Source organism: Ectobacillus sp. OTK (assembly GCF_059698935.1).
Genome location: NZ_AP048547.1, coordinates 4,454,607 through 4,480,218 on the forward strand (window position 1 = coordinate 4,454,607; position 25,612 = coordinate 4,480,218).

Consider the following 25,612-nt stretch of genomic DNA (forward strand, 5'->3'; position numbering starts at 1 on the left):
TCGCCTTTTTATTGTCCTTATTTGCACATATCTTGTTGAAATAGCATAAGAGCTGCAAGGAATTTTAAAAGGAATGCTCTGTTTCTGCTGTATGCAGGCATGTTCGATTTCTGCCTGATTCCTTAGCCTGATAGAGAGCCTGATCTGCCCTATGGATGAATTGCTGAACACTCTCTCGTCCGTTATATACTGCGATTCCAAAGCTCAACGTGAATGAGATTGTATTTTCCTGGTCCTGAACCCGGCAGTCTAGGGCTGATTGCCGGATGCTTTCAGCAATCTGAAAGGCTTCCTCTGCCCCTGTATCAGGCAGGAAAATTAAAAACTCCTCTCCTCCAAGACGCACAGCTATATCACTTGTCCTGCTCTGCTCTTTTAAAAGACCTGCTACCGCTTTAATAACATCATCGCCAAGCAAGTGTCCATAGGTATCGTTAATCTTTTTAAAATGGTCAATATCACAAACAATGATGCTCTGTTCCTTTGTTTTTTTCTGTAAAACTTGAAAGCTTTTTTCCTTATAGTGCTCAAAATAACGCCGGTTCCAAAGGTTTGTGAGCGGATCCCTAAAAGAAAGCTCCTCTAGCTTTTTCATCGCTGTATCGCTTTGAATCCGATAGTACATGACAATCATTAATAGAAGACCATTTGTTATAATACTAGGCAATACCATCCTAAATGGCGAAAGAGAGATAGGGCCTGAAAACATCGGCTCCCACGCGTAAATAATACCTCCTGTCACTCCAAGCATACATACAAGTACAATCCATCTCGGATACAGCAAAATCATAATTAAAGTCCCGATCTGCAGGAGATTCCACGTTTCTGGAGGATAGTGAAAATGTGTTCTTATATAAATAGGGAAAATAAGGGCTATTACGGCTATAATCAATAAAAACGGCTTCCATTTCAAGATGATCGCGCTCCTAAGAAGTTTTTTCGCTCGTTTACTTTAGTTACTTACTATCACTCATTCGTTATGCAGAAACGGCTATAGGCAAGCTACGCCTTTGCTTCATAATCCCTCCATTCCTTCGGTGTTCGGCCATATTTCTTCTTAAAAATACGATAAAAATAACTAATATTATCATAGCCTACTTGCTCGACAACTGAAGCAATCGGCAGATCAGTGCTCTCTAATAGTTCCTTTGCTTTACTCAAGCGCTTTTCCTGCAGCAGCTCTTTAAATGTATAATTCGTAGCCTTCTTAATGTGCTTGCTGAGGCCATAGTGAGACTGGTTCAGCTTGTCTGCTAATTCATACAGGGATGCATTCTGAAAGTGCTGATCAATATATTTTAACGACTCAACAACTAAAAAGTGCTGCAGGGAGGACTCTTCCCTTTGTTCTACCTTGTCGGAGTGCTTGATGAGCTCAATCATGAAAAGTCCCATATATAGCTTAATTGTGGATTCCGACAATAAAGAGGGATTCATGATCTCTATAATGATTTTTTGAAGCATCTCTTGAATTTCGGTGACCTCCGCCACTTTAAAGTACATGAATTGTCCATTTTGCGTATTGTTATATAAGCTGTTAATTAAAAAATCGCTCACAATATTTTCAGAGTTTAAGTAAGAGAAAATAAAATCAAAAAATTCCGCTCGTATGATAAAGTTGATAACAATGTCCTCTTTTGCACAAGCTTCAATTTCATGCTCAATATGCTGATTCAAAATAAGCAGCTCGCCCTGCTTTAAATTAATCGATTTCCCGCCGACCTTTTGCCTGAGCGTGCCATTATACACATAATTCATTTCAATATAGTCATGCTTATGCTTTGGAAAATCTACAAAGCGTGTATGCTTCCGAACCATAATCATTTTCTCTTTATTGAGAAACTTGTCGCCTTCAATGATAAAATGAGCCTGACTTGTATACAGCTCTCTTCGTACTTCTTTTTTTTGCTGGAGGATGGCTTGTTCCTCCTCTGTCAATTCTATTAACTCATTTAGTAAATCAAAGGTCATCCAGTTTTCCTCCTACCCTTATCGGATAAACAAGAGAGCATTCCGCCATGACAGAATGCTCTCTCCCCCTCTTAAGCTGAAGCCGTTTCATTTCGATACAGCTTTTTCAAAATCGTATATTGTACAATCATAAAAATGCTGCCTGTCAGCCAATACAACACAAGTCCTGATGGGGAAGCAAAGCCAAACATAAGGACCATGACCGGTGACATAAATTGCATCATTCTAACCTGCGCCATCTGTTCCCTTGGAACATCCGCTTGAACGACCTTCGCTTGTATATATGTCATACATGCTGCAAGAAGCGGAAGCACAAAGTATGGGTCAGGATGCCCGAGGTTTAACCATAAAAAGGAAGAATCGCTGATCTCCTTTGTTTGTCGAATCGCATAGTAAACAGCTGAGAAAACCGGAAGCTGGACGATGAGAGGAAGACATCCCATCATTGGATTTGCCTTATTCTCTTGCATCAGCTTTATCATTTCCATTTGGTATTGCTTCTGTTCCTCTGCATGCTTAGATGAGTACTTCTCTTTAAGCTCCTGTAGCTGTGGTTGAAGCCGCTTCATGTTCAATTGATTCTTATACTGCATAATATTGAGAGGCATGAGAAGCATCCGCACGCCAACAGTTACAATCATAATGGCAAAGCCAAAGCTTTGGAATACCCACGCCTTCGCGATATGAACAATAAGCAACGACATCGGATAAATAAAATAGTGGTGCCACAAATCAGTATGTTGCCCTGAAGAAGATGCGGCTGCGCTGCATCCCGCCAGTATACCTGCAAATAACAGCGTCATCGATAAAATCTTTATAAGTTTTGACATATATTCCCCTCCACTGTTTTTCTGTTATGCGAAAAACAGTGGGAGATATGGACCTTCATCATCTTGCTCTCCAACAGATTCTTGTCTGCAGATAGAGCAAATCATTTTATATCTGGAATAAATAGACGGCACGATGTTATAACCAGAACGAACATCAATATGTTGTACAACATACAAGCCTCCTTGTCGCAAAGAAACCTGCTTATGTACGGACTGGGCTGCAGCGAATTGCGATGCCATACATAGAAAGAACGTAGTCAGCAAGACAAACGCTATATACATAGAGCCATCCGGTATAAAAAATTCCACAGTTTCACATCCTTCTAAACCCATTATAACATAAAGGAGGAACAACAACCTTTTTGATTGGGATGAGCAGGCTTGGAAAATGCTGTGATAACTGGATGAAATAGATTACTGAAATATATGATTTTGTTCATTATGTTTTGTATTCGTTATGCATCGTTACATTCCCTTCACGGCCTTGCAATAGATTTTTACACCATATATCGACTAATAATGATTGTTCTACATAAGGAATTTACGAAATCCCCTAATATAACAAAGAAAAAGGACCAATCCAGCTTTACGGATTAGTCCTTTTTTGCTTCTATAGCTCTATCTAAGGGGGAAAATAGAGGCTACTATCTATCATTATCGCGTAAACGCAGCTGGTACACCGCCGTCAACTGTAATCATGCAGCCTGTTGTTTTATCTGCCTTGGAGGATGCGAAGAATGCAATGGATTCTGCGATATCCTGCGGGTAAATGTTAACAAGCAATGTTGTACGTTTACGGTAATGCTCTTCTAATTGATCTGGTTCAATGCCGTATGCTGCTGCACGCTCTTGACGCCAGTTGGATCCCCAAATTGCGGAGCCTTGTAGAACCGCATCAGGAAGAACAGAGTTTACACGAATTCCAAATTCGCCGCCCTCAGCTGCGATGCAACGCGCCAAGTGTGTTTCAAGAGCTTTTACAGAGCTGTATGCTGCTGCGTTTTTGCCAGCGTACACAGAGTTTTTAGATCCAACAAATACCATGTTTCCGCCAACGCCTTGTACCTTCATTTGCTTGAATGCTTCACGCGCCACTAAGAAGTAGCCTGTTCCAAGCACGTTCATGTTTAAGTTCCATTCCTTAAGTGATGTTTCATCAAATGGGCTGGATGTTGCAAGACCTGCGTTATTTACAATGATGTCTACACCGCCGTATGCTAGAGCTGCTTCTGCAAATGCTGCTTGTACCTGCTCTTCGCTTGTAACATCCATTTTCACGCCAATCGCACGGCCTTCGCCATATTTTTCATTAATTTCAGCCGCAACTTTTTGTGCGCCTTCAAGGTTCAAATCAGCTAATACAACATGCGCACCTTCAGACACAAGACGACGTGCTGTTGCGCTGCCGATTCCGCCTGCACCGCCTGTGATAAAGGCAATCTTGCGGGAGAATTCAGCTTCAGCTGGAGCAAGTGTTAATTTGTAAAGCTCTAATGGCCAATACTCTACATTGTAAGATTCATTTTCGTTTAAGGATACAAATTCACCTAGTGCTGTAGAGCCCTTCATAACTGCGATTGCACGGTGGTATAATGCGCCGCTTACATGTGACATCGCTAAGTTTTTACCCGAGTTTACCATACCGATACCAGGGATGAGGATTACGCGAGGCGCTGCTTCAAACATTTTGTCGCCTTCGTTTTTATTGCGTTCAAAGTATGCTGCATACTCTTCTTTAAAGCTTGCAACGCCAGCCTTCACTTTTTCGATTAAGCTGTTTACATCTTCAGCTTGCGGATTCCAGTCAATGTAAAGCGGTGTGCGCTTTGTATGCACAAGATGATCCGGGCAAGCTGCTCCAACTTGGGAAAGCTCAGGTGCATTGTAGCTGTTTACAAATTGAAGTACATCTTCTGCATCATCATAGGATAAAATCATTTTCTTTTCATCGCTTACCGCACCGCGGATTACAGGCATGACTTGTGCTAGGATGCTTCTGCGCTCCTCAGCGGAAAGTGCTTCGTATTTTTGACCGCCAAATACCTTTTCTTCGTCAATGCGAGCATTAATATATTCTTCAGCTTCGTTAATAATTGCGATTGTTTTTGCATAGCACTCTTCAGATGTTTCGCCCCATGTAACAAGACCATGCTTTTCCATTAATACAAGCTCAGCGTTTGGATTATTTTTTACGCCTTCCGCAATCATTTTGGATAATGTAAAGCCAGGTCGTACGTATGGTACCCAAACGAAACGATTTCCGTAAATTTCTTCAGCCAGCTGTCTGCCGTTATCTGCGCAGCAAAGGCTGATGATTGCATCTGGATGCGTGTGGTCTACATGCTTGAACGGTAAGAATGCATGTAATAATGTTTCGATGGATGCGCGCGGATGCTTGCTGTCGATCATGCAGTGCGCTAGGTATGCTACCATTTCCTCATCCGGCATTTCATCACGCTCGATTAATGGACGAATATCTTCCATACGTAAGCCGGTGAAATTTTGAACCTTCATTGTTCCTAAATCGGAACCGCTTCCTTTTACCCACATAACTTCCACATCGCGGCCGCGGAAATCCTTCTCAAACGTTTTCATCGATGTATTGCCGCCGCCCCAGTTACATACGGATCGATCTGTTCCAATTAAATTGGAGCGGTATGCTAATTCTTCTACACCTTGCTGCAATTGTGCTGCTTGCTCTGCTTGCCATAGACTTTTTACCATTTTGTTTTACCACCTTTGTTTATGTTTGTTTTCTCGTTTTAATAGTTTGTTTATGTTTGAATTTATTATATAACATATCTTTTTATTTTTAAATATGTTTTTTTATTTTTGTTTATTTTTGTTCTCTTGTTTGTTTTAATCTCTTTCAAATCTCTGCCTTGACCCGCTCCTCTACTAACAGACAGCATTGAAAGCCCCTGCTGGATATCAGCAGGGGCTTGCTTATTCATAGGCTGCTGTAAACACATATGTACAGCGCATTTTACATAAAAATAGGTCAATAAAACGAATCAATCTTTAGCATAGTTTTCTTTATGGCAGTGCTCATCATTTCCTTCATCTTTTTCTTCACTCAGCCTAAAGCAAGTGACGTTGCACTCCTTTCCGACAGCAATATGCGCAGCTAAGGAAAAGTTACTACAGGTCCTTCCTTCTCTGCAGTACAGTCATTTTGAAAAGAAACGATTTACTTTATGATAATCGTCCCATGTATCTACATCATAAAACAGCTTCGCATCATCATACGGAAGGACCTTCCCTCGAAATAAAGGATCAGAAAAAATAAAACGGGCTCCTTGATCTCCCTTTAGCTTTTTCAAAACTGAAAAAAGCTGATTGGAAAATAAAACAGGGGGACGTGGAATACCTTGATAAGCTGCTGCTACATACTGAATATCCGGCTGTTGCTGGAACTCATGTATGATTTGATTCAAAAGCGCAGCTGTAATAAACGGCTGATCAGCCAGCATGACCATAACCCCATCCGCCTGTATGCTTTCTGCTTTCACGATGCCGCAGCGTAAAGAATAGGATTGGCCTAAAGATGCGTTCGGACAGGAAAGAATATGTACCTCTTCCTTATGAACTCCATCTAAAAGCCAAGATGCGCTATTCGTAACCACTACAATTTCGTTTAAATGTGAAGCAAGCGCAGTATCGAGCGCCAGGCTTCCGAGCAATGTCTGTTGCATGGGAAGGCAGAGCTTATGCATCCCAGGTCCCATTCTTCTGCTGTTTCCCGCTGCTAGGTATATCCCTACTATTTTCATCTTGTTTCATCCTCACTATTTGTATCAGTTCTGCTATGATGCTAACAGCAATTTCCGACGGCCCCTGTACTCCAATGGATAAACCGACCGGGGAAGAAATCCACGCAGGCTTTTCCCTTTCTCCAAATAAGCGGGCCGTACGCCGCTTTGACCCTAAAATCCCTACATAGCGGCAGGGACGACGCAGCAGGAGCGTGAGTAGCTCTTGGTCCCGCTTGAAATGATGTGTCATTATAACTATAAAATCATGTTCAATAATTGCTAATCTAGATATCACTTCTTTTGGAAATCCAATCATACAGGAGTCTGCCTCGGGAAACCTTAACGGTGTGCATAATCCCTCACGCCAATCACAAACAGTAATAAAAAAACCAGTTTCTCTGGCCAAGCGAACGAGCGGCTTTGCGTCTTCGGCCGCGGCAAATGTTTGAGCTCAGCCGCTCCTCAGTATCTGCTGTCCTAACAATCCCTTTTCGGCTTTCTCCATTTATATTCAATATAAGCTCAATCATCACCTTCTTGATAGTTGCATGAGCATACCTGCTCGTCAAAAGCTTCACGTGCAGCGTTCCTGTTTCATGCCCATCATCCATATACTGCGTCTTTCTCATCACCTTATCGAACACTTCTTTTCTGGTAATACTTTTTCCAATCACACGATATTGGTCCATATAAGACCTCTTTTCGCGGCTACTTTATCATATTAATTGTCTAAAACCTTTAGTACTGACACATGGATCAGCAGCTGTAATCCTCCCTAATTCTTTAACGCTTTTCGAACAACTTCATATACTGTGGTAAGTGTAACGGAGAAGGATAGGTGGGTAAATTATGCTTCTGATAAATATCCAAAATATAAAAATAAACAGCATGGCAAGTAACGCCTCCGTCAATATCGGTCCTGCTTTCCATAATAGCCACTCTGCCCATAGCAAATTTTTAGGGAATTCCACCTCAGTAGGTGATACATCCCCAGTACATGCACAAGTAGATTTAGGTGTGAATGATCCAGATTACTTTGACCAATCCGAAGCTGCCAATACAGAATCACCAATTGTTGGGTAACAACAAAACTCATAAAATTAGGAGGCTCATTTCATGCCGTATGCAATAAACGTCTTTAATATTAAAGTTAACGGTGTAACACAAAACGGTAATATTGATATCGGTCCAACCGTTCACAACAGCCACACTGCCAACAGCAAAATGATGGGTGCTTGTTTTACATTAGGGGATTTGTCCTTTGCTAATAGCGTGATGGCAACCGGTGTTAATGATTCTGATATTAGTGATCAAGGTCAAGTGGCAAACGCAGCTGCACCTATATCTGGTCAGGCATAGCTGGTAAGTAAAGCCGATTCCGCGTTGTAATGCCAGAAAAACATAATGCACCCTAATCCACTCAAGTGGATTAGGGTGCATTTTCCATTCCTTTTCAATTTCAGATCCGTTAGTAGAGCAATGTCCAGCAAGACACTTCATCGTGTTTATCCGTCCAGGGAATTTTGACCTGAAGTAAACACTAGCAGTAAATCCATCAAAATGGATACTCTCGCTTGCTGTGTTGTACAGATACCCACTTAAACGTCGTAAATTCTTCCAATCCCTAAACGCCATTATAGCGTCCCAATCCAGAGGCCTTCTCACCACCGAATGGAACATTCGGTTCATCGTGGGAATGTTCCTTTTACAATATCATTGTTCTGTTATAGAAAACAGGCAAAATATTTTTTCAGCTTCTGAGATTATGAAACTGAGTTTTCACGTGCTACAGATGATTTCCTCACTAAAAATAGATAAGACAAAACAGCGCCAGTACCTAAAGCTGCAATAATCGCTCCCATCGGAACGGCCGAATGCTCGCCTCCCAATCCAACAAGAGGCGCAACCATGCCGCCAAATGCCAATGAAATCACCCCAAGCAGGGCCGATGCGCTGCCTGCCGACTTGCCTTGCTTTTGCATAGCCAATGAAAATCCCGCCGCATTTACTATTCCGACACTTGAAACAACAAAAAACAACGGAATTAATACGACATACAAGCTTGCATGAAGCAGCAATACAATAAGCAGCGTAACCCCTCCAGCCCAGGCCGCGCATAAACCAGTGACAAGAAGCCTTGTCTCACCTACTATGCTGGCTAATCTGCCCGTTGTTTGACTAGCTAGCATAATTCCCAGCCCATTTATAGCAAAGATCAAGCTGAACATTTGTGCCGATGCCCCATATATGTTTTGTACAACAAACGGTGAGCCTGATATATAGGCAAACATCGCAGCAAATACAAGGCCTTGCGACAGTGCATAGCCGAGAAAGCTGCGGTCACGAAGGATATTCCGAAACGTAAGCAGCGTATTTTTCAAGCCTCCCGCTAAGCGGCGTTCATTTGGCAACGTTTCAGGAAGACCGAACATAACAACGAAAAACATAGCGAAGCCGATGAAGCTTAACACGACAAATACCCCTTGCCACGGTGCGATTCGCAGCAGCTGCGCACCAAATACAGGCGCCAAAATAGGAGCAATCCCGTTTACTAGAGAAAGCAATGAAAAAAACTTCGTGAGTTCCGAACCAGAGTATAAATCCCGTACAATCGCACGGGAAATGACAATTCCGGCAGCCCCAGCCATTCCTTGAATCAACCGAAGCAAAATTAACGTCCAAATAGAAGGACTAAACACACATAAGATCGATGCAACAAAATAAATAATGAGCCCAATGAGAAGTGGTTTTCTCCGTCCATACACATCACTAAGCGGACCGGCAAGCAGCTGCCCCGAAGAAAGACCGAGTAAGAAAAAGGTCAAACTAAGCTGTACAAAAGAAGGGCTAGTGTGAAAATCATTCGCCAAATCCGGCAGTGCCGGCAAGTACATATCAATGGACAACGGACCAAATGCGGCTAATGTTCCTAATATAGCTGCAATCCATAATCGCTTAGATTTTGATAGAGTGTTATCTATTGAGCCTTCTAAAGAATTCCCCATATACAATCATTCCTTTCCTGAACGAAAAGCTAATTAGAAAAAATCAAGAGATTTTCAAATTACATACGTCGAATCAAAAGCCGGATTGCCTCGGAAATGTCCATATTTTTTTCCTTACAAAAATGGCTTAGCTTTTGATATGTTTCCTCATCTAAGCGAACATGGATCGAGTGCTTCAGCTTTTCACACTCTGCCTTCTTCGGCCTGCCTCTTCCAATTTTCCGCTGACCGCTTTCGTCCCTCCACACAGCAATCGTCACATAGCCGTCCTTCTCAAGCCATGTCTGACAATCATGCTCCTTCCAAATACGTGCTGCATCATTCTCATGCTTCTGCAAGTATTCAGTCAAAGCATTCCCCTGCAAGCCTCGCTTTCTTGCTTTATACGCTATTTTCTCCTTTAAATATTGCTCATACTGCTCAAATGATGTAAATGTCAGCTCCTTCATATGCTCTCCTCATATTTTTTGTTCTACAAAAAATCATAAATCATTTCTAATAAGAAAGCAATTTTTGTAGCACAAAAAATATTTAGCGATTCTCGCTTAGGATCATTGTTCAGACTTTGATATGTATGAAAAAAGGGCGTTTTCCAACACCCTTGTCCAAAGTTTTACTATTCAAAAATACGACTGAAAAATAAAAACAGCCGCCCCTATAGCTGCCGCATCCGACTTTAGCACACCTTGGGTAAAAGTAACGTGCTCCTGCCCCATATGGTACACATGCTGAAGAGCGGCATCAATAACAGCTTTATAATATTCTGGATAATTGTATATTAGGGCTCCGCTTAGCATTACAACGTCCGGATGCAGTAAATTCACCATGTTTGCAATCCCAACTCCATAATAATAAGCAGAATTCATAACCGCTTGTACAGCCGCAGGTTGTCTTTGCTCGATCATCTTCATCATCTCTTCCGTCGTAATCGAGCTTCTATTCAATAACTGACCCAATTCCTGCCGAATCGCCTTGTGCGATATATAAGAGGTAATACATCCTTTTTTCCCGCATGCGCACGGACGCCCATTCACCTCAATAATCATATGGCCATAGGCACTCACATCTCCGGTTTTCGTTTGCAGCAGCTCGCCATTGGTCATCACACTGCAGCGAAGACCTTCGCCGCTTATACAATACAGAATATCTTCTCCCGCAAAGGGATCATGGTAGGATTCCCCAATAATAGCTGTATGTGCCCCATTTCGAAGCAGCACCTTAACAGGAAATGCTTCTTGCAGCTGCTGCACAATCGATACATGCGCCCAGTCAGGAGCGTAAAATGCTTCCGGGTGCAAAATAATCCCTGTATCCCGGTCAAGTGGTCCGACCGCGCCGATTCCAATTCCAAGCAGTTCATCCATCGTAAATTGATATTTCTTCATAAATCCGGAAATGATGCTCTTTATCTCGGAAATCGTTCTCTTCGGTGTATGTTCATCCGTCATTACAAACGATTTTTTCTCTATCTGCTGAAAGCGGAGATCCGTCAGCACAACTCGTGTTTGAATCCGGGTAATATCAATACCAACTATAAAATGGCTGCCTGCATCGATATCGTACAGGACAGGCGGCCTTCCTCCACTCGACTCAGCCAAGCCGCACTCGCGAATCAACTGCTTGTTAAGAAGCTCATCCATCATTCTCGTCAGCGTCGTTTGCTTCATTTTGGTTTGCTCAAGCAGCCAAGCCTTCGTAACAGGGCCTTTTTTATGAATGAGCTGGTACAACGATTTTAGCTCTTTATCTTTTCTTAAGTCTGCTTGCAGAAAATGCTTCAGCATAAGCATCCTCTCCTTCCTCTCCACTCGCCTATTTAGCTAGGAATATAAGGTTACACCGACTAATCCTGCAAGAATAATCACATAAACAGGATGCATACGCAGACGGATTAAAGCAAATAAAGAAAGCGAAAACAATAGAAAGGCACTAATAGAATAATAGGAAACGGAATTCACCATCCCATTAGAAAGAGCGAGCTTCACCGCCGCATAGATAATCATGCCGACTACAACAGGCCGTAATCCGTAAAATGCCGATTGTACGGTTTTATTTTTATGAACTCTGCTAAAAAAGACAGCGGCAAGCAGGATAATAACGACGGAAGGCAAAATCATGCCAAGAGCAGCAACGACCGCTCCCAACACACCAGCTGTTTGATAACCAACAACCATCGCACTGTTCGTCGCAATGGCGCCAGGAGACATACCGGCAATCGCAACAGCATCCGTAAACTGCTGCGTTGTCATCCAGCCGTTTCTTGAAACCTCTGTTTCAATTACAGGAATCATCGCATAGCCCCCGCCAAACGAAACAAGACCGATGATACAGAACGTTTTAAACAGCCCCCATAAAAGCATACTCTTCCCCTCTTTCTGCCCTCTTATATACCTGCGCCCATAAAATAATGAATATCGGGAACTTCCTCTGTCTTCGGCTCATCCAAACGAGTCGCATATCCTAGCTTCTCTTTTACCTTTACCAATCCAACCCCTGCTGCTCCTCCGCATATAATCACAAAGACAGGATGAATGTGTAAGATTAATAAAAAGAAAACCGTTACACACACTGTAGTTAATGTCGTTTTATCAAAAACAGCCGTCTTCCAAATTTTATACCCGGCGAATGTAATCAATGCGACAATTGCCGGTCGAATGCCCTTAAAGGCAGCAGCCATTTTGGGATTATCTTTTAAATAAAAGAAGGAAAGGCTAATTGCAACAACAACTAAAAAGGTAGGAACTAATACACCCATCATGGCGACAATTGCGCCGCCGATTCCGGCAATGCGATATCCAATGAAAGTGGCAGCGTTAATCGCAACCGCCCCGGGAACAGAGCCTGCTACGGCAAATACATCCGTCACATCCTCCGCCTTCAACCATTTCTTTTGCCGAACAACCGCCCTTTCAATAGCAGGAATCATTGCATATCCTCCACCAAACGTAACAGGACTAATTTTTAAAAACACTAAGAAAATTCCCCACAACAGCTTCAAGTCCGTTTTCATATGATTCCCCCCATGTATGCGGCTTCGTTACTACTATCATAGCACACTTTTCTCCATTTCGGATAAAAGTGTGCTGTTAAAATTTTATGTGAAACAAGCAAATACCTATTACTGCTGCTCTACGAATAAACCAAACAAGACCTAAAACACAACCAAGGTTCTTTTCCCTTGCTGTTTTAGGTCTGTTTGACTGCATAGATACGTACAGCACACTGCGTTATATCCAGTCTTACTTCACAAGACGGATACGGGAGCGGGCTGATGCCGATCGCTGTGGAACAAGCTGCTGTTCCCTCTCTAAGCTCGACAGCTTCTGCCCTGCAAGCCAATATGTAACAAATGCAGAAATACTAAAAAAGAAGAAAACAAGAAAGAAGGAAAATCTTAGCGAGAAATACAGCCATACTCCCAGCACAATCAAATTCGCCGCAGTAAATGAAAATTTATAAAGTCCGAACTTAAAAGACGTTTTCACAAGTTCCTTAAAGGTATAATGGCTGTTTACCATCAATGGGAAGACATACAAAACAGAAACAACGAAGCAAAAACCAACAAAGCTTACACCGCTTAATATAAAAGGAGTAAGGTTTGTTTTCAGTTTTGTTAACAAATATAAATCTCCTAGCAGCATGACACTGATACATGTAATGATGATACCGACTGTAAAGCTTTGTTTCAAATTCTCTTTAAATAGTCGTCGATACGTAGAGAAAATCGGAACTTCTCTTTTGTTCACCCATTCCCTCACAATCCCAAACATGGCAGCAGTTGCTGGAAATATCGTAACAACAGGAAGACAGCTAATGAGAAATAATACGTTCAAGTACGCAAGTTGATAAATCCATACACAAATGCGATATAACGTTCCCTCTATCCGCATAAGACAACCCCCATCCTATTTATGACAAACAATCCTGAGGAAACAGCTTCCTCAGGACCCTTATTATTGTCAATGCATTACTTTTGTGTTTTTACCCAAGCATCTAGCTGCTTTTGCTTCTCAGCAATGACTTTGTCAATGCCGGCAGCTTTTAATGCTTTAATAAACTTTGGCAAGTTTTCAGCCGGATCAAGCGTACCAGTTTCTAAACCAATCTTGTATTGTGTGATAACATTGTTAATGGCAGCCAGCTCCGTTTTGACAGGCTCTGGATTGTACGTAAAGCCGAGGGCTTTAGATTTTTTTGCACCTTTGTTAAATGCATCTAGCTTCTTGTAAAGATCTGCATCATCTCCAACGAAGATATGAGACAGCAGCTGATTACCGAACATCCAAGCTTGGCTGATACCATACGGCGGATTTGCCGGGTCTGTTCCCTGCGGGTACTCAATGAAACCATCAGAACGCTTCACATAATGCTTGCCTTCTACACCCCAGTCAAATAGGTTAACAATTTGCGGGTCTGTATACATCAGGTTTAAAAATTCCATTGCCTTTTTTGGATTTTTCGAATTCTTAGGAATCGAGAAGTTGATAACAGATACTTGTGTTGTTGTCATCGTTGGCGATGCAATTTCTGCAGAAACCATCGGCATTCCTGTGAGTTTCTCTGTTTGAGTATCAAAGCCTGGCTTCAAACCAGTAGAATATGCAAATACTGACCCTGACTTAATCAGTTCTCCCGGTACCTTTTTGTTTGTTGCTGCATCTTTAGTGATATAGCCAGCTTGATACCACTTTCTCATCCGCTCTACTAGCTGCTTGTACTCATCTGTTTCATAGTAGTTCACAACCTTTAAACCATTATCGATATTTGGCAAGATACCAATGCTATCACCGAGCGGATCATGTACTGTGTTCAGATAGCGCCAAATAATGGATTGACCAACCTCTGGTGAAACAGGAGTCATATTTGGCTCTCCCTCTTTCACCTTTTTAAACGCTTCTTCTATTTCATCAAACGTTTTAATCTTCGTTGCATCAATACCGTACTTGTCCGCGATATCCTTACGCATTACAAAGCCCCAGGCCGAAGCCATATCACGAATACTTGGAAGCGCATACACCTTTCCGTCAACAGAAGCAGCCTTTAAGTAATCTGGGTCCATTATGTCTGTAATGCCTTTACCCTCTTTCTTTAATAGATCATCAAGAGGTAAAAGGAAGCCCTTCGTTACGTGTGTACCCAGTGTATCTCCCCGTTCCATAATAATATCAATCTTATCACCGCTGACAAGCTGCAGATTGCTTTGCTGTGTCCAAGCTGCCCAGCTCGTTGTTTTTATCTTCACAGTAGCGTTGATTTTTTCCTTTGTAATTTTATTCATCTCATCAAGAACCTCATTTAATCCCTTCTCTGTTCCCCCGATTGGGAATAACATTTGAATTTCATACGGTTCACCAGACTTACCAGCAGATTCGTTACTGCTTGTTTTGGATGAACTGTTAGAGCAGCCTGCCAAAATCATTGACGCGGCAACCCCTGTTGCTAGGGTAAACTTAATGCTTTTCATTAATTTCCTCATGTAATTTCCCCCATTTATATATATTAGCTAATCGACTGATCGCCGAGAGCAACCTTACTTAACAGCCCCAATTGTAAGTCCCTTTACAAAATACTTTTGGAAGAACGGATACGCGATCATAATTGGTACAACTCCGACGAATGCCATCGCCATTTGTACTGTTTCTGTCGGGATATTCGATAAAATCTCTGCTGCCGCACCAGAACCGAAGTTGCTGGAGCTTAAAAACTGGATATCCAGCAAAATTTTATTCAGCAAAAATTGAATGCTATAAAGCTCTGGATTGTTAATGTAGATTAAGCTATTAAACCAATCGTTCCAATACGTAAGTGCCTGGAATAAACCAACTGTTGCCAGCACTGGTGTGGAAAGAGGCAAAATGATTTTTGAGAAAATTTTAAACTCGCTTGCGCCATCCATATACGCAGATTCCACAAGTGAAAATGGAATGGATGTTTCAAAGAACGTTCTCATTAAGAATACATAAAAGGCGTTCATTAAAAAGTTTGGTAAAATTAATGCCCAAATCGTATCCTTTAACTCAAGTACCTGCGTATAGACCATGTACGTCGGTACCAATCCGCCATTAAATAGCATTGTAAAAAAGACGAATAATGCAAGAACCTTTCGAAATGGCAGGTCCTTCCTTGATAATGGATACGCAATTAGGGCTGTTAATGCAAGACCAAGAGTCGTTCCAATAACCGTTACAAGCGCTGTAATACCGTAGGCTTTTCCGATTAAGGACATATTCTTCGCTAAAAACGTGTATGCAGCCATACTAAATTCGCTTGGCCAAAAGGTGTAACCATCTTTGATAAGTACTGACTGATCCATAATCGATGACATAAACAACAGAACAAATGGCAGCAAGCAAGCTAGCACAGCTAGTATTAAGACGACATGGGCAATCCACGGTGTTTTATTGAGTTTGTTCATAAGCTACACCTCCTAATTAGAATAAAGCATTTTCTTTGCTTTTTCTACGAACAACATAGTTTGAGAGAACAACGAGAAGGAATCCAACAACCGATTGATACATACCAGCTGCTGACGACATTCCAATATCTCCTGTGTTCAGCAATGCGCGGTATACATAAGTATCGATTACATCTGTTGTAGGCTGCAGTGCCCCTGCACTCAGCGGAACCTGATAGAACAAACCAAAGTCCGCATAGAAAATACGGCCAATTGCTAATAGTGTCATTACTGTAATGATCGGTGTGATCATTGGAATCGTAATGTAGCGAATTTGATGCCACTTACTTGCACCATCCAATTCTGCTGCCTCATAGTATTCCTTATCAATCCCGATAATGGCTGCTAAATAGACAACGCACAGATAACCAGCACTTTTCCAAAGATTCACAAGGGTTAAAATATATGGCCAATATTTCGCTTCACTATACCAAGAGATTGGGTCCATCCCAAGCATTGGCAAAATAGTTTTATTCAAGAAACCGTTTTCAATACTTAAAAAAGCAAACACCAAAAATCCAACAATAACGCTTGAAATTAAGTGTGGAAGAATGATTACACTTTGGTAAAAGCGCGATGCAATTTTATTTCTCACTTCATTCAATAAAATAGCTAAACCCAATGCAAAAACGGTATTCAATACAATAAAGACGGAGTTATACAAGAGCGTGTTTCGTGTAATAACCAATGCATCTCTTGTCTGAAACAAGTACTGAAAGTTTTTGAAGCCTACCCATTCACTTCCGAAAAAACCATCGGCAGCATTGTAATTTTTAAAAGCAATAACTGACCCAAACATCGGCAAATAGTTGTTAATCAATAAGTACAAGGCACCCGGTATTGTCATCAAAAATAGGATTCTGTACCTTTTAAACTTTCTTAGCCGCCTTGCCAGCCCTGTCTTCGCTTCTGATCCTGCAGTTGCTTCTATCTCTTGATTTTTCACTGATAGTTCTGCCATGCTTTTTCGCTCCCTCCCTTTGTTTTTAGCTTTCTTTTGATATTCTCATCATACAGGAGATGTAATCGCTTACCTACCATAAAAACGACTTTTTCCTACCGTTTTTCAGACTTTTCAGAATAATATACCCAAAAGAACTGCTTTTTCTCTTTGATTTCGACTTTCCTCGCAGCTTTTTTCTCTTCTTTTTTTACAGTGTTACATACTAATTGCTATCAAGCGAGAGACAATTGCACATAGAAATTGACATAATATCTTCATAAATATATATTAACTTACATAAAGTTAGTTTAATAACTTCACGATTTTAGAAAAAGTGGTATAGAACAATTACAATTAGAGAATAAAGCTGGGAGGCATCCACATGGAGTTAAAAGGCATTCACCACGTATCTGCTATTACAGCCGCTGCACCGAAAAATTTTGAGTTCTACACAAAAACACTCGGTCTGCGCTTAGTGAAAAAAACAGTAAATCAAGATGATACATCTATCTATCATTTATTTTACGGGGATGAAAAAGGCAACCCGGGAACAGAACTTACATTTTTCGAGATTCCAAGAGCAGGACATAACTATGAAGGTGTCAACAGCATCTCAGCGCTTTCTCTTCGCGTAGCCAGTGATGAAGCATTATCCTACTGGAAGAAGCGCTTTGAAGAAGCAGGTGTCGCGCATGAGGAAATTAAAGAACGGGCAGGCCGTTCCACCCTTGCTTTTAAGGATTTTGAAGAACAGCGTCTCATTCTTGTATCAGACGAAACAAACAAAGGTGTAGCAGGCGGCATTCCGTGGGAAAAAAGTCCTGTTCCCCGCGAGTACGGCATTCTTGGATTAGGTCCTGTTCAGTTAACAGTACGCCGCGCTGAGCATACCATTGCTGTATTAACAAAGCTAATGGGATTCCGTCAAGTTGGACAATATCCATCCTCCATCCCAAACCAGCCTGATATTATCGTGTTTGAAACAGGAGAAGGCGGAACAGGAGCTGAGGTGCATATAGAAGAGAGAACAGATCTTCCTCCAGCGCGACTCGGCCGCGGCGGCGTTCATCACGTTGCATTCCGCGTTGATAACGATGAAGAGCTGTATGCTTGGATTGAGCGCATCAAGCAAGCACGATTTGGCAATTCTGGCTTTGTGGACCGCTTCTACTTCCATTCCCTCTACTTCAAAGAGCCGAATGGCATTCTATTTGAGCTTGCAACAGACGGCCCTGGCTTTGATACAGATGAAGAGCTGGAGCATTTAGGTGAATCACTTGCTCTGCCGCCGTTTTTCGAGCCGCAGCGCAAGGAAATTGAAGCGCGCTTGAAGCCGCTTGATACGAAGCAAGGCTAAAAAGCAAACCCGCCTGGTGCAATGCATCAAGCGGGTTTTTTACTTCATTTTCCTTCTTTATATTAATAATCAAGCGCATCGTTTGGCAAATGCAGCGGCAGCTCAGCCGGTCGTTCGCATGTACTCTCCATGATATAGTGCTTTCCTTCTCTTGAAGCATCATGAAAGCCATGCATCGCTTCGAGCACATGGTACGCTAGCTGTCCGTTCGCACGATGCTTCCGCCCTGTTTGAATGGCATATGCCATATCAGCAACGCCCAGTCCGCGTCCTTGCTCGGTAAAGCCGTGTGTTAACGGCACCTCGCTCCAATCAGCAGCTCCGTTTCGTTTGATATATACAGGACCATCAAATGTATTTGGATCCGGCACCTTGAGCGAGCCTTCTGTACCGTAAATTTCAATATAAGGGAATGCAGAGGCACCTCCTTTAATATCAAAGCTTGTAATGAGCGTCCCGATTGCGCCGCTTACAAAATCAATGACTCCGGCAATATGCGTTGGCGTATTAACTGTAATTATGTTCCCATATTGCGGCTTACTTGTAATTTTCCGCTCCGGAAATGAAATACGTGCAGAACCTGTAACACGCCGGATTGGACCTAATAAATTCACTAATCCAGTTAAATAATACGGTCCCATATCAAACATCGGGCCTGCACCTTCTTGATAAAAGAAATTTGGATCCGGGTGCCACGATTCCGGTCCTTTTCCCATCATAAAAGCAGTTGCGGCAATAGGTGTACCAATCCAGCCATCATCAATCAGCTTACGGCACGTCTGCATGCCGCCGCCCAAGAACGTATCAGGAGCAGAGCCGACTAGCAGACCCTTCTGCTCTGCCAATCCCAGCACACGCTTTCCGTCTTCTCTTGTAACAGCAAGCGGCTTTTCCACATATACATGCTTACCCGCTTCTAATGCCGCCATGCACACATTAGCATGCGCCTGTGGAACGGTTAAGTTTACAATAATATCAATGTTCGGATGTGCTAACAGCTCTTCTACCGTACAAGCCTCTGGAATATGAAATTCCTCAGCGCGAGCTGCTGCCCTCTCCATATCCAAGTCTGCACACGCAACAAGCTCCAGAATTGGAAATTTCCGAATTCCCGTAAAATACGCGCTGCTAATATTCCCGCAGCCAATGACACCTACTCTTACTCGTTTCATCATTACTCCTCCTCTTGAAACATAAGAAAATGATTGAAACACCGGGAGGGCATTCCAATCATTTTCGTTTTTTTAAACAATACTATGTGCACTAAATTCGATTGTTTTCCCGGTTTTTGCCGATTCATAAATCGCTTCTAAAATTTGCGTTACAACATATGCTTGCTCAGGCTTTACTAACGGCTCTGTGTCATTGATAATGCACTCAAGCCATTGGCGCGCTTCCTTAACGCCTGGGTCCTCTGCACCTGCATCAAAGTATGCAATGCCGCCGCCAGTTGCTGGCTTCGTTTCAATGAGCTTTCCATATCTTGTACTATTAAATACCAGCTCACTCACGCCGCCGCCGGACGGATTCGCCTTCATTTCCGCACCGCCTTCTGTTCCGCAAAGCGTGGTCATTGCTTCACGAACATCCGTTGTATTTAATGCCCAGGAACACTCCAATACAATTGTTGCGCCATTTTCCATTTTAATAAATCCGAACGCAGAGTCCTCAACATTGTATTCCTCCGGTTTCCATGGACCAAATAAATTCCCTTCGTTCTTATCAGCTAATTTTTGGAATACAGAGCCTGTTACGGATAGCGGCTTATAGTTATCCATGCACCAAAGCGTTAAATCCAGTGCATGCGTACCGATATCAATTAAAGGACCGCCGCCTTGCTGCTCAACATCAAGGAACACACCCCATGTCGGAACAGCGCGTCTGCGAATCGCATGCGCCTTCGCAAAATATACTTCACCAAATTCACCAGCGCGGGAAGCTTGGTACAATACTTGAGAATCATCGCGGAATCGGTTTTGGTAGCCGATTGTTAGTTTCTTACCCGTTCTCTCCGCAGCCTCAAGCATTTTCTTCGCTTCCTCAGAGTTAATGGCCATTGGCTTTTCGCACATCACGTGCTTACCTGCCTCAAGTGCAGCGACCGTGATAAAGGAGTGCTGAAGATTTGGCGTTAACACGTGAACAACATCAATGGATTTATCCTCCAGCAATTCTTGATAATCTGTATACACACGTGCATCTGGCGTACCAAACTCTTGCGCCGCCTTCCGCGCCCGCTCTTCCACTATATCGCAAAATGCTGTCATTTCTCCTAAATCAGTAAGCTTTGCCAAAGAAGGCATATGCTTTTGATTAGCAATTCCACCGCAGCCGATAATTCCAATTTTTAGTTTACCTGTAGTCATTCTACAACACTCCTTCTCTATCAAGTATGTAAAATAGGATTTACGTATTTTGAGATAACCTGTAAGTCACTTGCAATGCTTGTTAGCTTATCTCCTTGATTGCCTTCATTTTCGACAATCGCATAGCGAATATGGCCCATGTCCTTCATCTTTTGATACATTGTTTCAAAATCAAAAATACCTGTACCAAGATTTACAAAATCCTCTGGCTTCACATACTTGCGAAGAACCTGCAGACTGTCCAAATGCTTGTCCTCTTCAGAGATAGCAGCAAATAGGTTAACCGGCTGTACCTGCTTTCCTAAATCCTTTTGATGAATCATATCGCAGCGGCTTCCAAGCATATTCAAAATATCGATTGGATCATATCCGCCACGCATGACCCAAACTAAATCAAGCTCGAATTTTACATACTCAGGATCTGTATTTTCAGCTAGGATATGGAACAACGATGTATCCCCTACTCTCGCAAATTCATGCGCGTGGTTATGGTAGTAAAACTCCATCCCGGCATCCTTCACCTTTTTACCGATTACATTCATTTGCTCCGCAGCCTTTAATGTATCTTCTCTTCCTTGAATAAAAGAAAAAGGCAATACAATAGAGCGGCAGCCTAGCTCTTTATTTATTTCAATAATTTTATCCCAATCCCCATCAATTAGCTCCTGGCCTGGCGCTACACCTTCATGAGCCGCAAACGCATGAAGCCCAAGCTCATCCAGCTTTTTTTTAATAACCGGGACAGTGAATGTGTCGCTAAAGCGGACACCTGTAGAAAAATTGGCAGAGATTAGCTCCACATCTGTATAGCCCATTTTTGCTACCTGTTCTAATGTTCCAAAGAAATCCTCATTTAGTTCACGAAATACTGAGTATAAGTTGATTCCAACTGACATTGTCATATTCCCTATCCCTCTTTCAGAAAAATTTAGCAGATGCATTCCTTTCCAAAAGCTGCAGCAAGCATCAGGAGGGCCAATTCGTTTATATGCTGCAACAATGCATACTCTCCCTTGTTTCATTGGGGTGGATGGAACAATAGGGATTTGTATGTATCAATACTTCTTCACTGTACACGAACTAGACCCTGCCCATTTGCTCCCTTAAGGAAACCGCTTTCAAATATAAAAATACTTCTATGCAGTATCTTCTTCATTTGAAAGCCCCTTCTGTAACTATCATAAAGGAATTGCAAAGTATTACCTACCGCAAAACCGACTGTTTCCTAACACTTTTCAGACTTTTCAGAATAAATATATCTGCATAAAGCACTATCAATTAGTGGTTTACCCATATTTATTAGGCATGCTTCTGTTCAGCCTGCCTAAAATCCTTCGGGTTCATATTTGTTGCCTTTTTGAAGATTTTAGAGAAATGGGAGAAATTCGAATACCCTACTTCAAGCGCAATGTCCTTAATCGACATATCTGTTTTCATTAACAGCTCTTTCGCAATTTTCATCCGTTCCTGCAGCAGGTAATCAGAAATAGATAGACCGGTTTCCTTTTTAAAGAGCCTCGTTAAGTAATCAGGGTTTAAAAACACATGATTTGCGATATCATCACGGGATAAGTCCTGATTGATATGCTGCGTAATATACGCTTTTACCCTATCGACAACAGTTTGTGTTTTCTCTGAAGCCTGCATATAATCTACTGTTCGCTCTACAATATCTGCAACCCATGCCTGCAGATACAAAACAGAACGAGTTACTGCTTCCGGTGATAGGTTTTCAGAGAAAATATGATGGGCAGACAATCCTTTTAGCTTCAAAACATAATAAACCATTTGAAGAAAATCATGATACAGCTTTCTTAGGCATGCAACACTTACACCCTCCATGCTCTTTAGCGAGCACCAATACTCCTCAATTTCAACAAGAAGCTTCTGTTTGCATCCTTGCTTTAACAGCTCTGACCAGCTGTTCATATCTGGTAATGGAATTGTAAGTAAGCTCTGCTTTTGTTCACTTAATGAAAATATGCAGTTCGTACTGGAAACATTGTTGCTTTCATATGTAAGCAAAGACTCAAGCATATTTGGCATATCATGAATAAGAGCAAGCTCACCTAGATAACAAGAGAGCTCTCCGTAAAAATGACGGCAGCAGTACTCAATATAATTCTGGCAATCCTCCCGCAGCTGCTCCTGCCAAGCAGTAGATGCATCCTCTACAGGGAGAATTGCCAGCAGAAGCCCTTTCCGAAGCTGAATCATTTGCCCTAGCTTATTTCCCTTCAACAGCATGCGGTCAGCAACATCACGCAGGGCAAATTCCATAATACTTTCATCACGTGCATTCATCTCCCTGTGCCAGCATTGTACACGAATTAATATAGACTGAAATTGCATCGTATCTGTGTAAGGAATATTTTTCTGCAGCATCACATACTTCACTTGGTCGGGATGTGCCGGAATATTGTGATGCAGTAAGTCTAGCCAAAAGCGCTCCATCAAAAGCGGCTCGTATAAAGACCAAAGCTTTAGGTAGTGTTCATACTTCATTTTATACGCAACAAGCTCTCGATCCTTGTCAATTTTGTCAATTGCCTTTTTCACAGCCGCTTCCAAATCCTCAAAGCGTGCCGGTTTTAGCATATAGTCCAGACTTCCTAGCCGAATGGCTTGCTTTGCATACGTAAAATCAGCATGACATGTTAAAAAGATGGATTCCGTCGTTGGATAATGCTCCCGCACCCATGTTAGCAATTCAAGTCCGTTTCCCTGCGGCATTTCAATATCGCAAATCATCAAATCAATCGGATGATTTTCGTAAATCTCCTTTGCCTGCCGGATATTATAAGCAACATGAACACGGGAAACCTCAAGCTTGTCCCATTCGATTCCAGACTGAATGGCTTGAGCCGCATAAATTTCATCATCGACAATTAACATTTCGTACATATACATCCCCCTTAATTGTGTTGATGCAACGGAAAATATATGGTAACAACGGCACCACCGTCATGTCCATTTGAAAATAGAATACTCGCCTTTTTTTCATATAACAGCTTTAGCCTGCGTTGTACGTTCCAAATTCCAATATGTTCTCCCTGCTCATTCAAAGCTCCTTTATGCTCTTGCAAATGCTCTAGTATCTCGTCTGAGAAGCCTTTTCCTGTATCATGAATTTGAATTCTTAAAGCACCGGGGTCTCCACTGGTTAATTGAATATGAACATGAATATGAATCGCTTCATCCATCGTAACCGCATGCTTAATCGTATTCTCCACGAAGGTTTGAATAAGAAGCGGCGGAACAAGATATTGTAATAATGAATCAGGAACGGAAATATCATACGTTAGATTGTTTGGAAATCGCATTTCCTGAATCCGCAAATAATTACGCGTATGTTCAATTTCCTCATGTAAGGAAACGAAATCAGAATTGCTGCGAAACATAAAACGAAAATATTGTACAAGACTGAGGGCCATTTCTTGAATGAGATGATACTGTTTCACTTGAGCAAGACTGTAAATAATATTTAAAGAATTTAAGAAAAAATGGGGATTAATTTGCAGCTGTAAATGTTTCAATTCCGCTTTCTGACTGTTTAACTGCTCCTCGTATACATGGATTTTCAGTTCTTGAATTTGCGCTGCCATGCTATTAAATGTACTATTCATTAATTCAAATTCCTGAGATGTCGAATAGGACTGTATTCTTGTCTCCAGCTTGCCATCCTTGAGTCTTCTCATAGCTGAAACAATCCGCTGAATCGGAAGAAGGATGACTTTTCTTAAAAATAGATATAGAATCGGTAAAATGACAATGGACCCAAGTAAAATTACCCAGTTAATTCTTTGTAAGTATGGAAGTTTTTCTAAAATTTTCTTATCTGGAATAACGGCTACCAAACTAAAGTTCCCTTTACTCGACTTGGCTCCAACAACTAAGTATTTATCTCGGCCTCCTGTGAGCTGGTACACCTTATACCTATATTGCAGGCTGATATGATTCTCTTGAATAAACTCCTCATGATCTGTCGGTTCAAAGTTCTCTGTTGTAAGAAGTGCTTTTCCTTTCTTCCCTAGATTAATTAAGTTCATAGGCACCATTAAGGTTTGAGCATCTCTGATGGCTCCGACATATACACGACCGATTTTCACAACACGGCATAAAAAATACCTTTCATGAAAAGAATACATAAACCATTCATCAGTTCGATATTTGCTCGCCTCATCACCTTGAAGCATTTGTACAAGAGCTTGCTGAACCGTTTCATCTTGCGGAAGATGCGCCATATCATGCTGGGCAGTAATGAGGTCTTGATTGATTGCAGAATAAATAAAGAGCGTTCCCATATAGGGGTACCGATCTATATCTGTAGAAATCTTTTGCGCCAATTGAATTTTTGAAAAGTAATAGTCTTGATTGTTCCCTTCCTCAGGCAAGTCAAAATTAAGCAGATCTGTATCCTCTGCAGCAAAATTGTAGAGATATTCATCAATTCTCGCTAAAGTAGAATCGATTTGTCCCATGTACAGGTTTACCATATTCTCATTGGATTGAGAAATTTGATTCCGTACAACTCCAATTGCATACAAGTTACTGTACATTAAAAATAAGATAATCGGCACAATCATAATGAGGAATCCCAAAATAAGTTTAAACTGTAATGACTGAGCTGAAAGTTTGCGGTAGAGCTTCATGCTGCAACAATCTCCTCTTTCTTATCTTTACACTCCTGTTAATTCATCATCACTACAAATCATTCTATGCTGCTATCGCGTCTAAACAAGAATAGTCATTTCCATAACAGTAAGAAATCGCTTTCAATATAGAATAGTAGTAATCTTTCTATTTGTCTACTAAAAATAGACATTTTTCTTAAAAAATCACACTATTTATACAAATTTTACCACAATTCTCTATCTTTTCGAAAGAAAGGTATAAAGGGATTTGCAGCAATATTTTTGTTGCTGCAGGCT

26 protein-coding genes and 1 pseudogene are annotated in these 25,612 nt (G+C 41.7%); 3 read left to right on the top strand and 24 right to left on the bottom strand.

Going from position 1 to position 25,612, the window contains the following annotated elements:
• Positions 1-64: 64 nt before the first annotated feature.
• The 9 genes from AC6HZ4_RS22085 to AC6HZ4_RS22125 form a co-directional block, all read right to left on the bottom strand.
• The gene (locus AC6HZ4_RS22085; protein WP_497491938.1) at positions 65-913 is read right to left on the bottom strand and encodes a GGDEF domain-containing protein; all 849 of its coding nucleotides are present in this window, start codon (positions 911-913) and stop codon (positions 65-67) included.
• A gap of 89 nt (positions 914-1,002) precedes the next feature.
• Positions 1,003-1,971, bottom strand: a complete 969-nt coding sequence (locus tag AC6HZ4_RS22090; RefSeq protein WP_497491940.1) for an AraC family transcriptional regulator — start codon at positions 1,969-1,971, stop codon at positions 1,003-1,005.
• 71 nt (positions 1,972-2,042) lie between these two features.
• Positions 2,043-2,801, bottom strand: coding sequence for a membrane protein insertase YidC (gene yidC / locus AC6HZ4_RS22095; RefSeq protein WP_497491941.1), 759 nt, complete (start codon positions 2,799-2,801; stop codon positions 2,043-2,045).
• Positions 2,802-2,825: 24 nt separating this feature from the next.
• Complete coding sequence (locus AC6HZ4_RS22100) at positions 2,826-3,110, bottom strand: hypothetical protein (protein ID WP_497491942.1); 285 nt, start codon at positions 3,108-3,110, stop codon at positions 2,826-2,828.
• Positions 3,111-3,455: 345 nt separating this feature from the next.
• The gene (locus tag AC6HZ4_RS22105) at positions 3,456-5,525 is read right to left on the bottom strand and encodes a bifunctional aldolase/short-chain dehydrogenase (RefSeq protein WP_497491943.1); all 2,070 of its coding nucleotides are present in this window, start codon (positions 5,523-5,525) and stop codon (positions 3,456-3,458) included.
• Positions 5,526-5,590: 65 nt separating this feature from the next.
• Complete coding sequence (locus tag AC6HZ4_RS22110) at positions 5,591-5,755, bottom strand: hypothetical protein (protein ID WP_497491945.1); 165 nt, start codon at positions 5,753-5,755, stop codon at positions 5,591-5,593.
• Positions 5,756-5,971: 216 nt separating this feature from the next.
• On the bottom strand, positions 5,972-6,574 hold the full coding sequence (locus AC6HZ4_RS22115) for a nucleotidyltransferase family protein (RefSeq protein ID WP_497491946.1): 603 nt from the start codon (positions 6,572-6,574) through the stop codon (positions 5,972-5,974).
• Positions 6,510-6,962, bottom strand: a complete 453-nt coding sequence (locus tag AC6HZ4_RS22120; RefSeq protein ID WP_497491947.1) for an XdhC family protein — start codon at positions 6,960-6,962, stop codon at positions 6,510-6,512. Before AC6HZ4_RS22120 ends, AC6HZ4_RS22115 begins: the two co-directional genes overlap by 65 nt.
• Positions 6,925-7,245 (bottom strand): hypothetical protein, encoded by a 321-nt coding sequence (locus AC6HZ4_RS22125; protein ID WP_497491949.1) that lies wholly within the window; start codon positions 7,243-7,245, stop codon positions 6,925-6,927. Before AC6HZ4_RS22125 ends, AC6HZ4_RS22120 begins: the two co-directional genes overlap by 38 nt.
• Before the next feature lie 160 nt (positions 7,246-7,405).
• Between AC6HZ4_RS22125 and AC6HZ4_RS22130 the strand changes: the two genes are divergently transcribed.
• The gene (locus tag AC6HZ4_RS22130; RefSeq protein ID WP_497491951.1) at positions 7,406-7,639 is read left to right on the top strand and encodes a spore germination protein; all 234 of its coding nucleotides are present in this window, start codon (positions 7,406-7,408) and stop codon (positions 7,637-7,639) included.
• A 33-nt stretch (positions 7,640-7,672) separates the two neighbouring features.
• Complete coding sequence (locus tag AC6HZ4_RS22135) at positions 7,673-7,915, top strand: spore germination protein (RefSeq protein ID WP_497491952.1); 243 nt, start codon at positions 7,673-7,675, stop codon at positions 7,913-7,915.
• A 196-nt stretch (positions 7,916-8,111) separates the two neighbouring features.
• Here AC6HZ4_RS22135 and AC6HZ4_RS22140 read toward each other — a convergent pair.
• The 10 genes and pseudogenes from AC6HZ4_RS22140 to AC6HZ4_RS22185 form a co-directional block, all read right to left on the bottom strand.
• A pseudogene (locus AC6HZ4_RS22140) lies at positions 8,112-8,249 on the bottom strand (aldehyde dehydrogenase family protein); the annotation flags it as partial.
• 70 nt (positions 8,250-8,319) lie between these two features.
• Positions 8,320-9,561 (bottom strand): multidrug effflux MFS transporter, encoded by a 1,242-nt coding sequence (locus tag AC6HZ4_RS22145; RefSeq protein ID WP_497491953.1) that lies wholly within the window; start codon positions 9,559-9,561, stop codon positions 8,320-8,322.
• Positions 9,562-9,620: 59 nt separating this feature from the next.
• Positions 9,621-10,010 carry a hypothetical protein gene (locus tag AC6HZ4_RS22150; protein ID WP_497491954.1) on the bottom strand — a complete coding sequence of 130 codons (390 nt, stop codon included), beginning with the start codon at positions 10,008-10,010 and terminating at the stop codon, positions 9,621-9,623.
• A gap of 171 nt (positions 10,011-10,181) precedes the next feature.
• Positions 10,182-11,345 (bottom strand): ROK family protein, encoded by a 1,164-nt coding sequence (locus AC6HZ4_RS22155; RefSeq protein WP_497491955.1) that lies wholly within the window; start codon positions 11,343-11,345, stop codon positions 10,182-10,184.
• Positions 11,346-11,381: 36 nt separating this feature from the next.
• A complete protein-coding gene (locus AC6HZ4_RS22160) occupies positions 11,382-11,921 on the bottom strand; it encodes a chromate transporter (RefSeq protein WP_497491957.1) in 540 nt (179 codons plus the stop codon).
• 23 nt (positions 11,922-11,944) lie between these two features.
• Positions 11,945-12,571 carry a chromate transporter gene (locus AC6HZ4_RS22165; RefSeq protein ID WP_497491958.1) on the bottom strand — a complete coding sequence of 209 codons (627 nt, stop codon included), beginning with the start codon at positions 12,569-12,571 and terminating at the stop codon, positions 11,945-11,947.
• A gap of 229 nt (positions 12,572-12,800) precedes the next feature.
• Positions 12,801-13,451, bottom strand: coding sequence for a YesL family protein (locus AC6HZ4_RS22170; protein WP_497491959.1), 651 nt, complete (start codon positions 13,449-13,451; stop codon positions 12,801-12,803).
• A 77-nt stretch (positions 13,452-13,528) separates the two neighbouring features.
• Positions 13,529-15,037: an ABC transporter substrate-binding protein gene (locus AC6HZ4_RS22175; RefSeq protein ID WP_497491960.1), complete on the bottom strand. Its 1,509-nt coding sequence runs from the start codon at positions 15,035-15,037 to the stop codon at positions 13,529-13,531.
• A 54-nt stretch (positions 15,038-15,091) separates the two neighbouring features.
• A complete protein-coding gene (locus AC6HZ4_RS22180) occupies positions 15,092-15,976 on the bottom strand; it encodes a carbohydrate ABC transporter permease (RefSeq protein ID WP_497491961.1) in 885 nt (294 codons plus the stop codon).
• Between the two features lie 16 nt (positions 15,977-15,992).
• Positions 15,993-16,862: an ABC transporter permease gene (locus AC6HZ4_RS22185; protein ID WP_497495803.1), complete on the bottom strand. Its 870-nt coding sequence runs from the start codon at positions 16,860-16,862 to the stop codon at positions 15,993-15,995.
• Positions 16,863-17,340: 478 nt separating this feature from the next.
• On the opposite strand from AC6HZ4_RS22185, the gene AC6HZ4_RS22190 reads away from it, so the two are divergent.
• Complete coding sequence (locus AC6HZ4_RS22190) at positions 17,341-18,315, top strand: ring-cleaving dioxygenase (RefSeq protein WP_497491962.1); 975 nt, start codon at positions 17,341-17,343, stop codon at positions 18,313-18,315.
• Positions 18,316-18,377: 62 nt separating this feature from the next.
• Here the strand turns inward: AC6HZ4_RS22190 and AC6HZ4_RS22195 are convergent, their stop codons facing one another.
• The 5 genes from AC6HZ4_RS22195 to AC6HZ4_RS22215 form a co-directional block, all read right to left on the bottom strand.
• A complete protein-coding gene (locus AC6HZ4_RS22195; protein ID WP_497495804.1) occupies positions 18,378-19,487 on the bottom strand; it encodes a Gfo/Idh/MocA family protein in 1,110 nt (369 codons plus the stop codon).
• A gap of 72 nt (positions 19,488-19,559) precedes the next feature.
• On the bottom strand, positions 19,560-20,681 hold the full coding sequence (locus AC6HZ4_RS22200; protein ID WP_497491964.1) for a Gfo/Idh/MocA family protein: 1,122 nt from the start codon (positions 20,679-20,681) through the stop codon (positions 19,560-19,562).
• A gap of 20 nt (positions 20,682-20,701) precedes the next feature.
• The gene (locus AC6HZ4_RS22205) at positions 20,702-21,583 is read right to left on the bottom strand and encodes a sugar phosphate isomerase/epimerase family protein (RefSeq protein WP_497491965.1); all 882 of its coding nucleotides are present in this window, start codon (positions 21,581-21,583) and stop codon (positions 20,702-20,704) included.
• 397 nt (positions 21,584-21,980) lie between these two features.
• Positions 21,981-23,585: a response regulator transcription factor gene (locus AC6HZ4_RS22210; RefSeq protein WP_497491967.1), complete on the bottom strand. Its 1,605-nt coding sequence runs from the start codon at positions 23,583-23,585 to the stop codon at positions 21,981-21,983.
• 11 nt (positions 23,586-23,596) lie between these two features.
• Positions 23,597-25,333 carry a sensor histidine kinase gene (locus tag AC6HZ4_RS22215; RefSeq protein ID WP_497491968.1) on the bottom strand — a complete coding sequence of 579 codons (1,737 nt, stop codon included), beginning with the start codon at positions 25,331-25,333 and terminating at the stop codon, positions 23,597-23,599.
• Positions 25,334-25,612: the final 279 nt, after the last annotated feature.

Bases quoted from the DNA above. Each gene is read 5' to 3' on its own strand.
- AC6HZ4_RS22195 (WP_497495804.1), bottom strand. From the start codon at position 19,487: ATGAAACGAGTAAGAGTAGGTGTCATTGGCTGCGGGAATATTAGCAGC.
- AC6HZ4_RS22210 (WP_497491967.1), bottom strand. From the start codon at position 23,585: ATGTACGAAATGTTAATTGTCGATGATGAAATTTATGCGGCTCAAGCC.
- AC6HZ4_RS22110 (WP_497491945.1), bottom strand. From the start codon at position 5,755: ATGAATAAGCAAGCCCCTGCTGATATCCAGCAGGGGCTTTCAATGCTG.
- AC6HZ4_RS22200 (WP_497491964.1), bottom strand. From the start codon at position 20,681: ATGACTACAGGTAAACTAAAAATTGGAATTATCGGCTGCGGTGGAATT.
- AC6HZ4_RS22130 (WP_497491951.1), top strand. From the start codon at position 7,406: ATGCTTCTGATAAATATCCAAAATATAAAAATAAACAGCATGGCAAGT.
- AC6HZ4_RS22205 (WP_497491965.1), bottom strand. From the start codon at position 21,583: ATGACAATGTCAGTTGGAATCAACTTATACTCAGTATTTCGTGAACTA.
- AC6HZ4_RS22170 (WP_497491959.1), bottom strand. From the start codon at position 13,451: ATGCGGATAGAGGGAACGTTATATCGCATTTGTGTATGGATTTATCAA.
- AC6HZ4_RS22125 (WP_497491949.1), bottom strand. From the start codon at position 7,245: ATGGACCAATATCGTGTGATTGGAAAAAGTATTACCAGAAAAGAAGTG.
- AC6HZ4_RS22160 (WP_497491957.1), bottom strand. From the start codon at position 11,921: ATGCTTTTATGGGGGCTGTTTAAAACGTTCTGTATCATCGGTCTTGTT.
- AC6HZ4_RS22090 (WP_497491940.1), bottom strand. From the start codon at position 1,971: ATGACCTTTGATTTACTAAATGAGTTAATAGAATTGACAGAGGAGGAA.
- AC6HZ4_RS22190 (WP_497491962.1), top strand. From the start codon at position 17,341: ATGGAGTTAAAAGGCATTCACCACGTATCTGCTATTACAGCCGCTGCA.
- AC6HZ4_RS22180 (WP_497491961.1), bottom strand. From the start codon at position 15,976: ATGAACAAACTCAATAAAACACCGTGGATTGCCCATGTCGTCTTAATA.
- AC6HZ4_RS22145 (WP_497491953.1), bottom strand. From the start codon at position 9,561: ATGGGGAATTCTTTAGAAGGCTCAATAGATAACACTCTATCAAAATCT.
- AC6HZ4_RS22155 (WP_497491955.1), bottom strand. From the start codon at position 11,345: ATGCTGAAGCATTTTCTGCAAGCAGACTTAAGAAAAGATAAAGAGCTA.
- AC6HZ4_RS22165 (WP_497491958.1), bottom strand. From the start codon at position 12,571: ATGAAAACGGACTTGAAGCTGTTGTGGGGAATTTTCTTAGTGTTTTTA.
- AC6HZ4_RS22150 (WP_497491954.1), bottom strand. From the start codon at position 10,010: ATGAAGGAGCTGACATTTACATCATTTGAGCAGTATGAGCAATATTTA.
- AC6HZ4_RS22185 (WP_497495803.1), bottom strand. From the start codon at position 16,862: ATGACAATACCGGGTGCCTTGTACTTATTGATTAACAACTATTTGCCG.
- AC6HZ4_RS22135 (WP_497491952.1), top strand. From the start codon at position 7,673: ATGCCGTATGCAATAAACGTCTTTAATATTAAAGTTAACGGTGTAACA.
- AC6HZ4_RS22115 (WP_497491946.1), bottom strand. From the start codon at position 6,574: ATGAAAATAGTAGGGATATACCTAGCAGCGGGAAACAGCAGAAGAATG.
- AC6HZ4_RS22105 (WP_497491943.1), bottom strand. From the start codon at position 5,525: ATGGTAAAAAGTCTATGGCAAGCAGAGCAAGCAGCACAATTGCAGCAA.
- yidC (WP_497491941.1), bottom strand. From the start codon at position 2,801: ATGTCAAAACTTATAAAGATTTTATCGATGACGCTGTTATTTGCAGGT.
- AC6HZ4_RS22175 (WP_497491960.1), bottom strand. From the start codon at position 15,037: ATGAGGAAATTAATGAAAAGCATTAAGTTTACCCTAGCAACAGGGGTT.
- AC6HZ4_RS22215 (WP_497491968.1), bottom strand. From the start codon at position 25,333: ATGAAGCTCTACCGCAAACTTTCAGCTCAGTCATTACAGTTTAAACTT.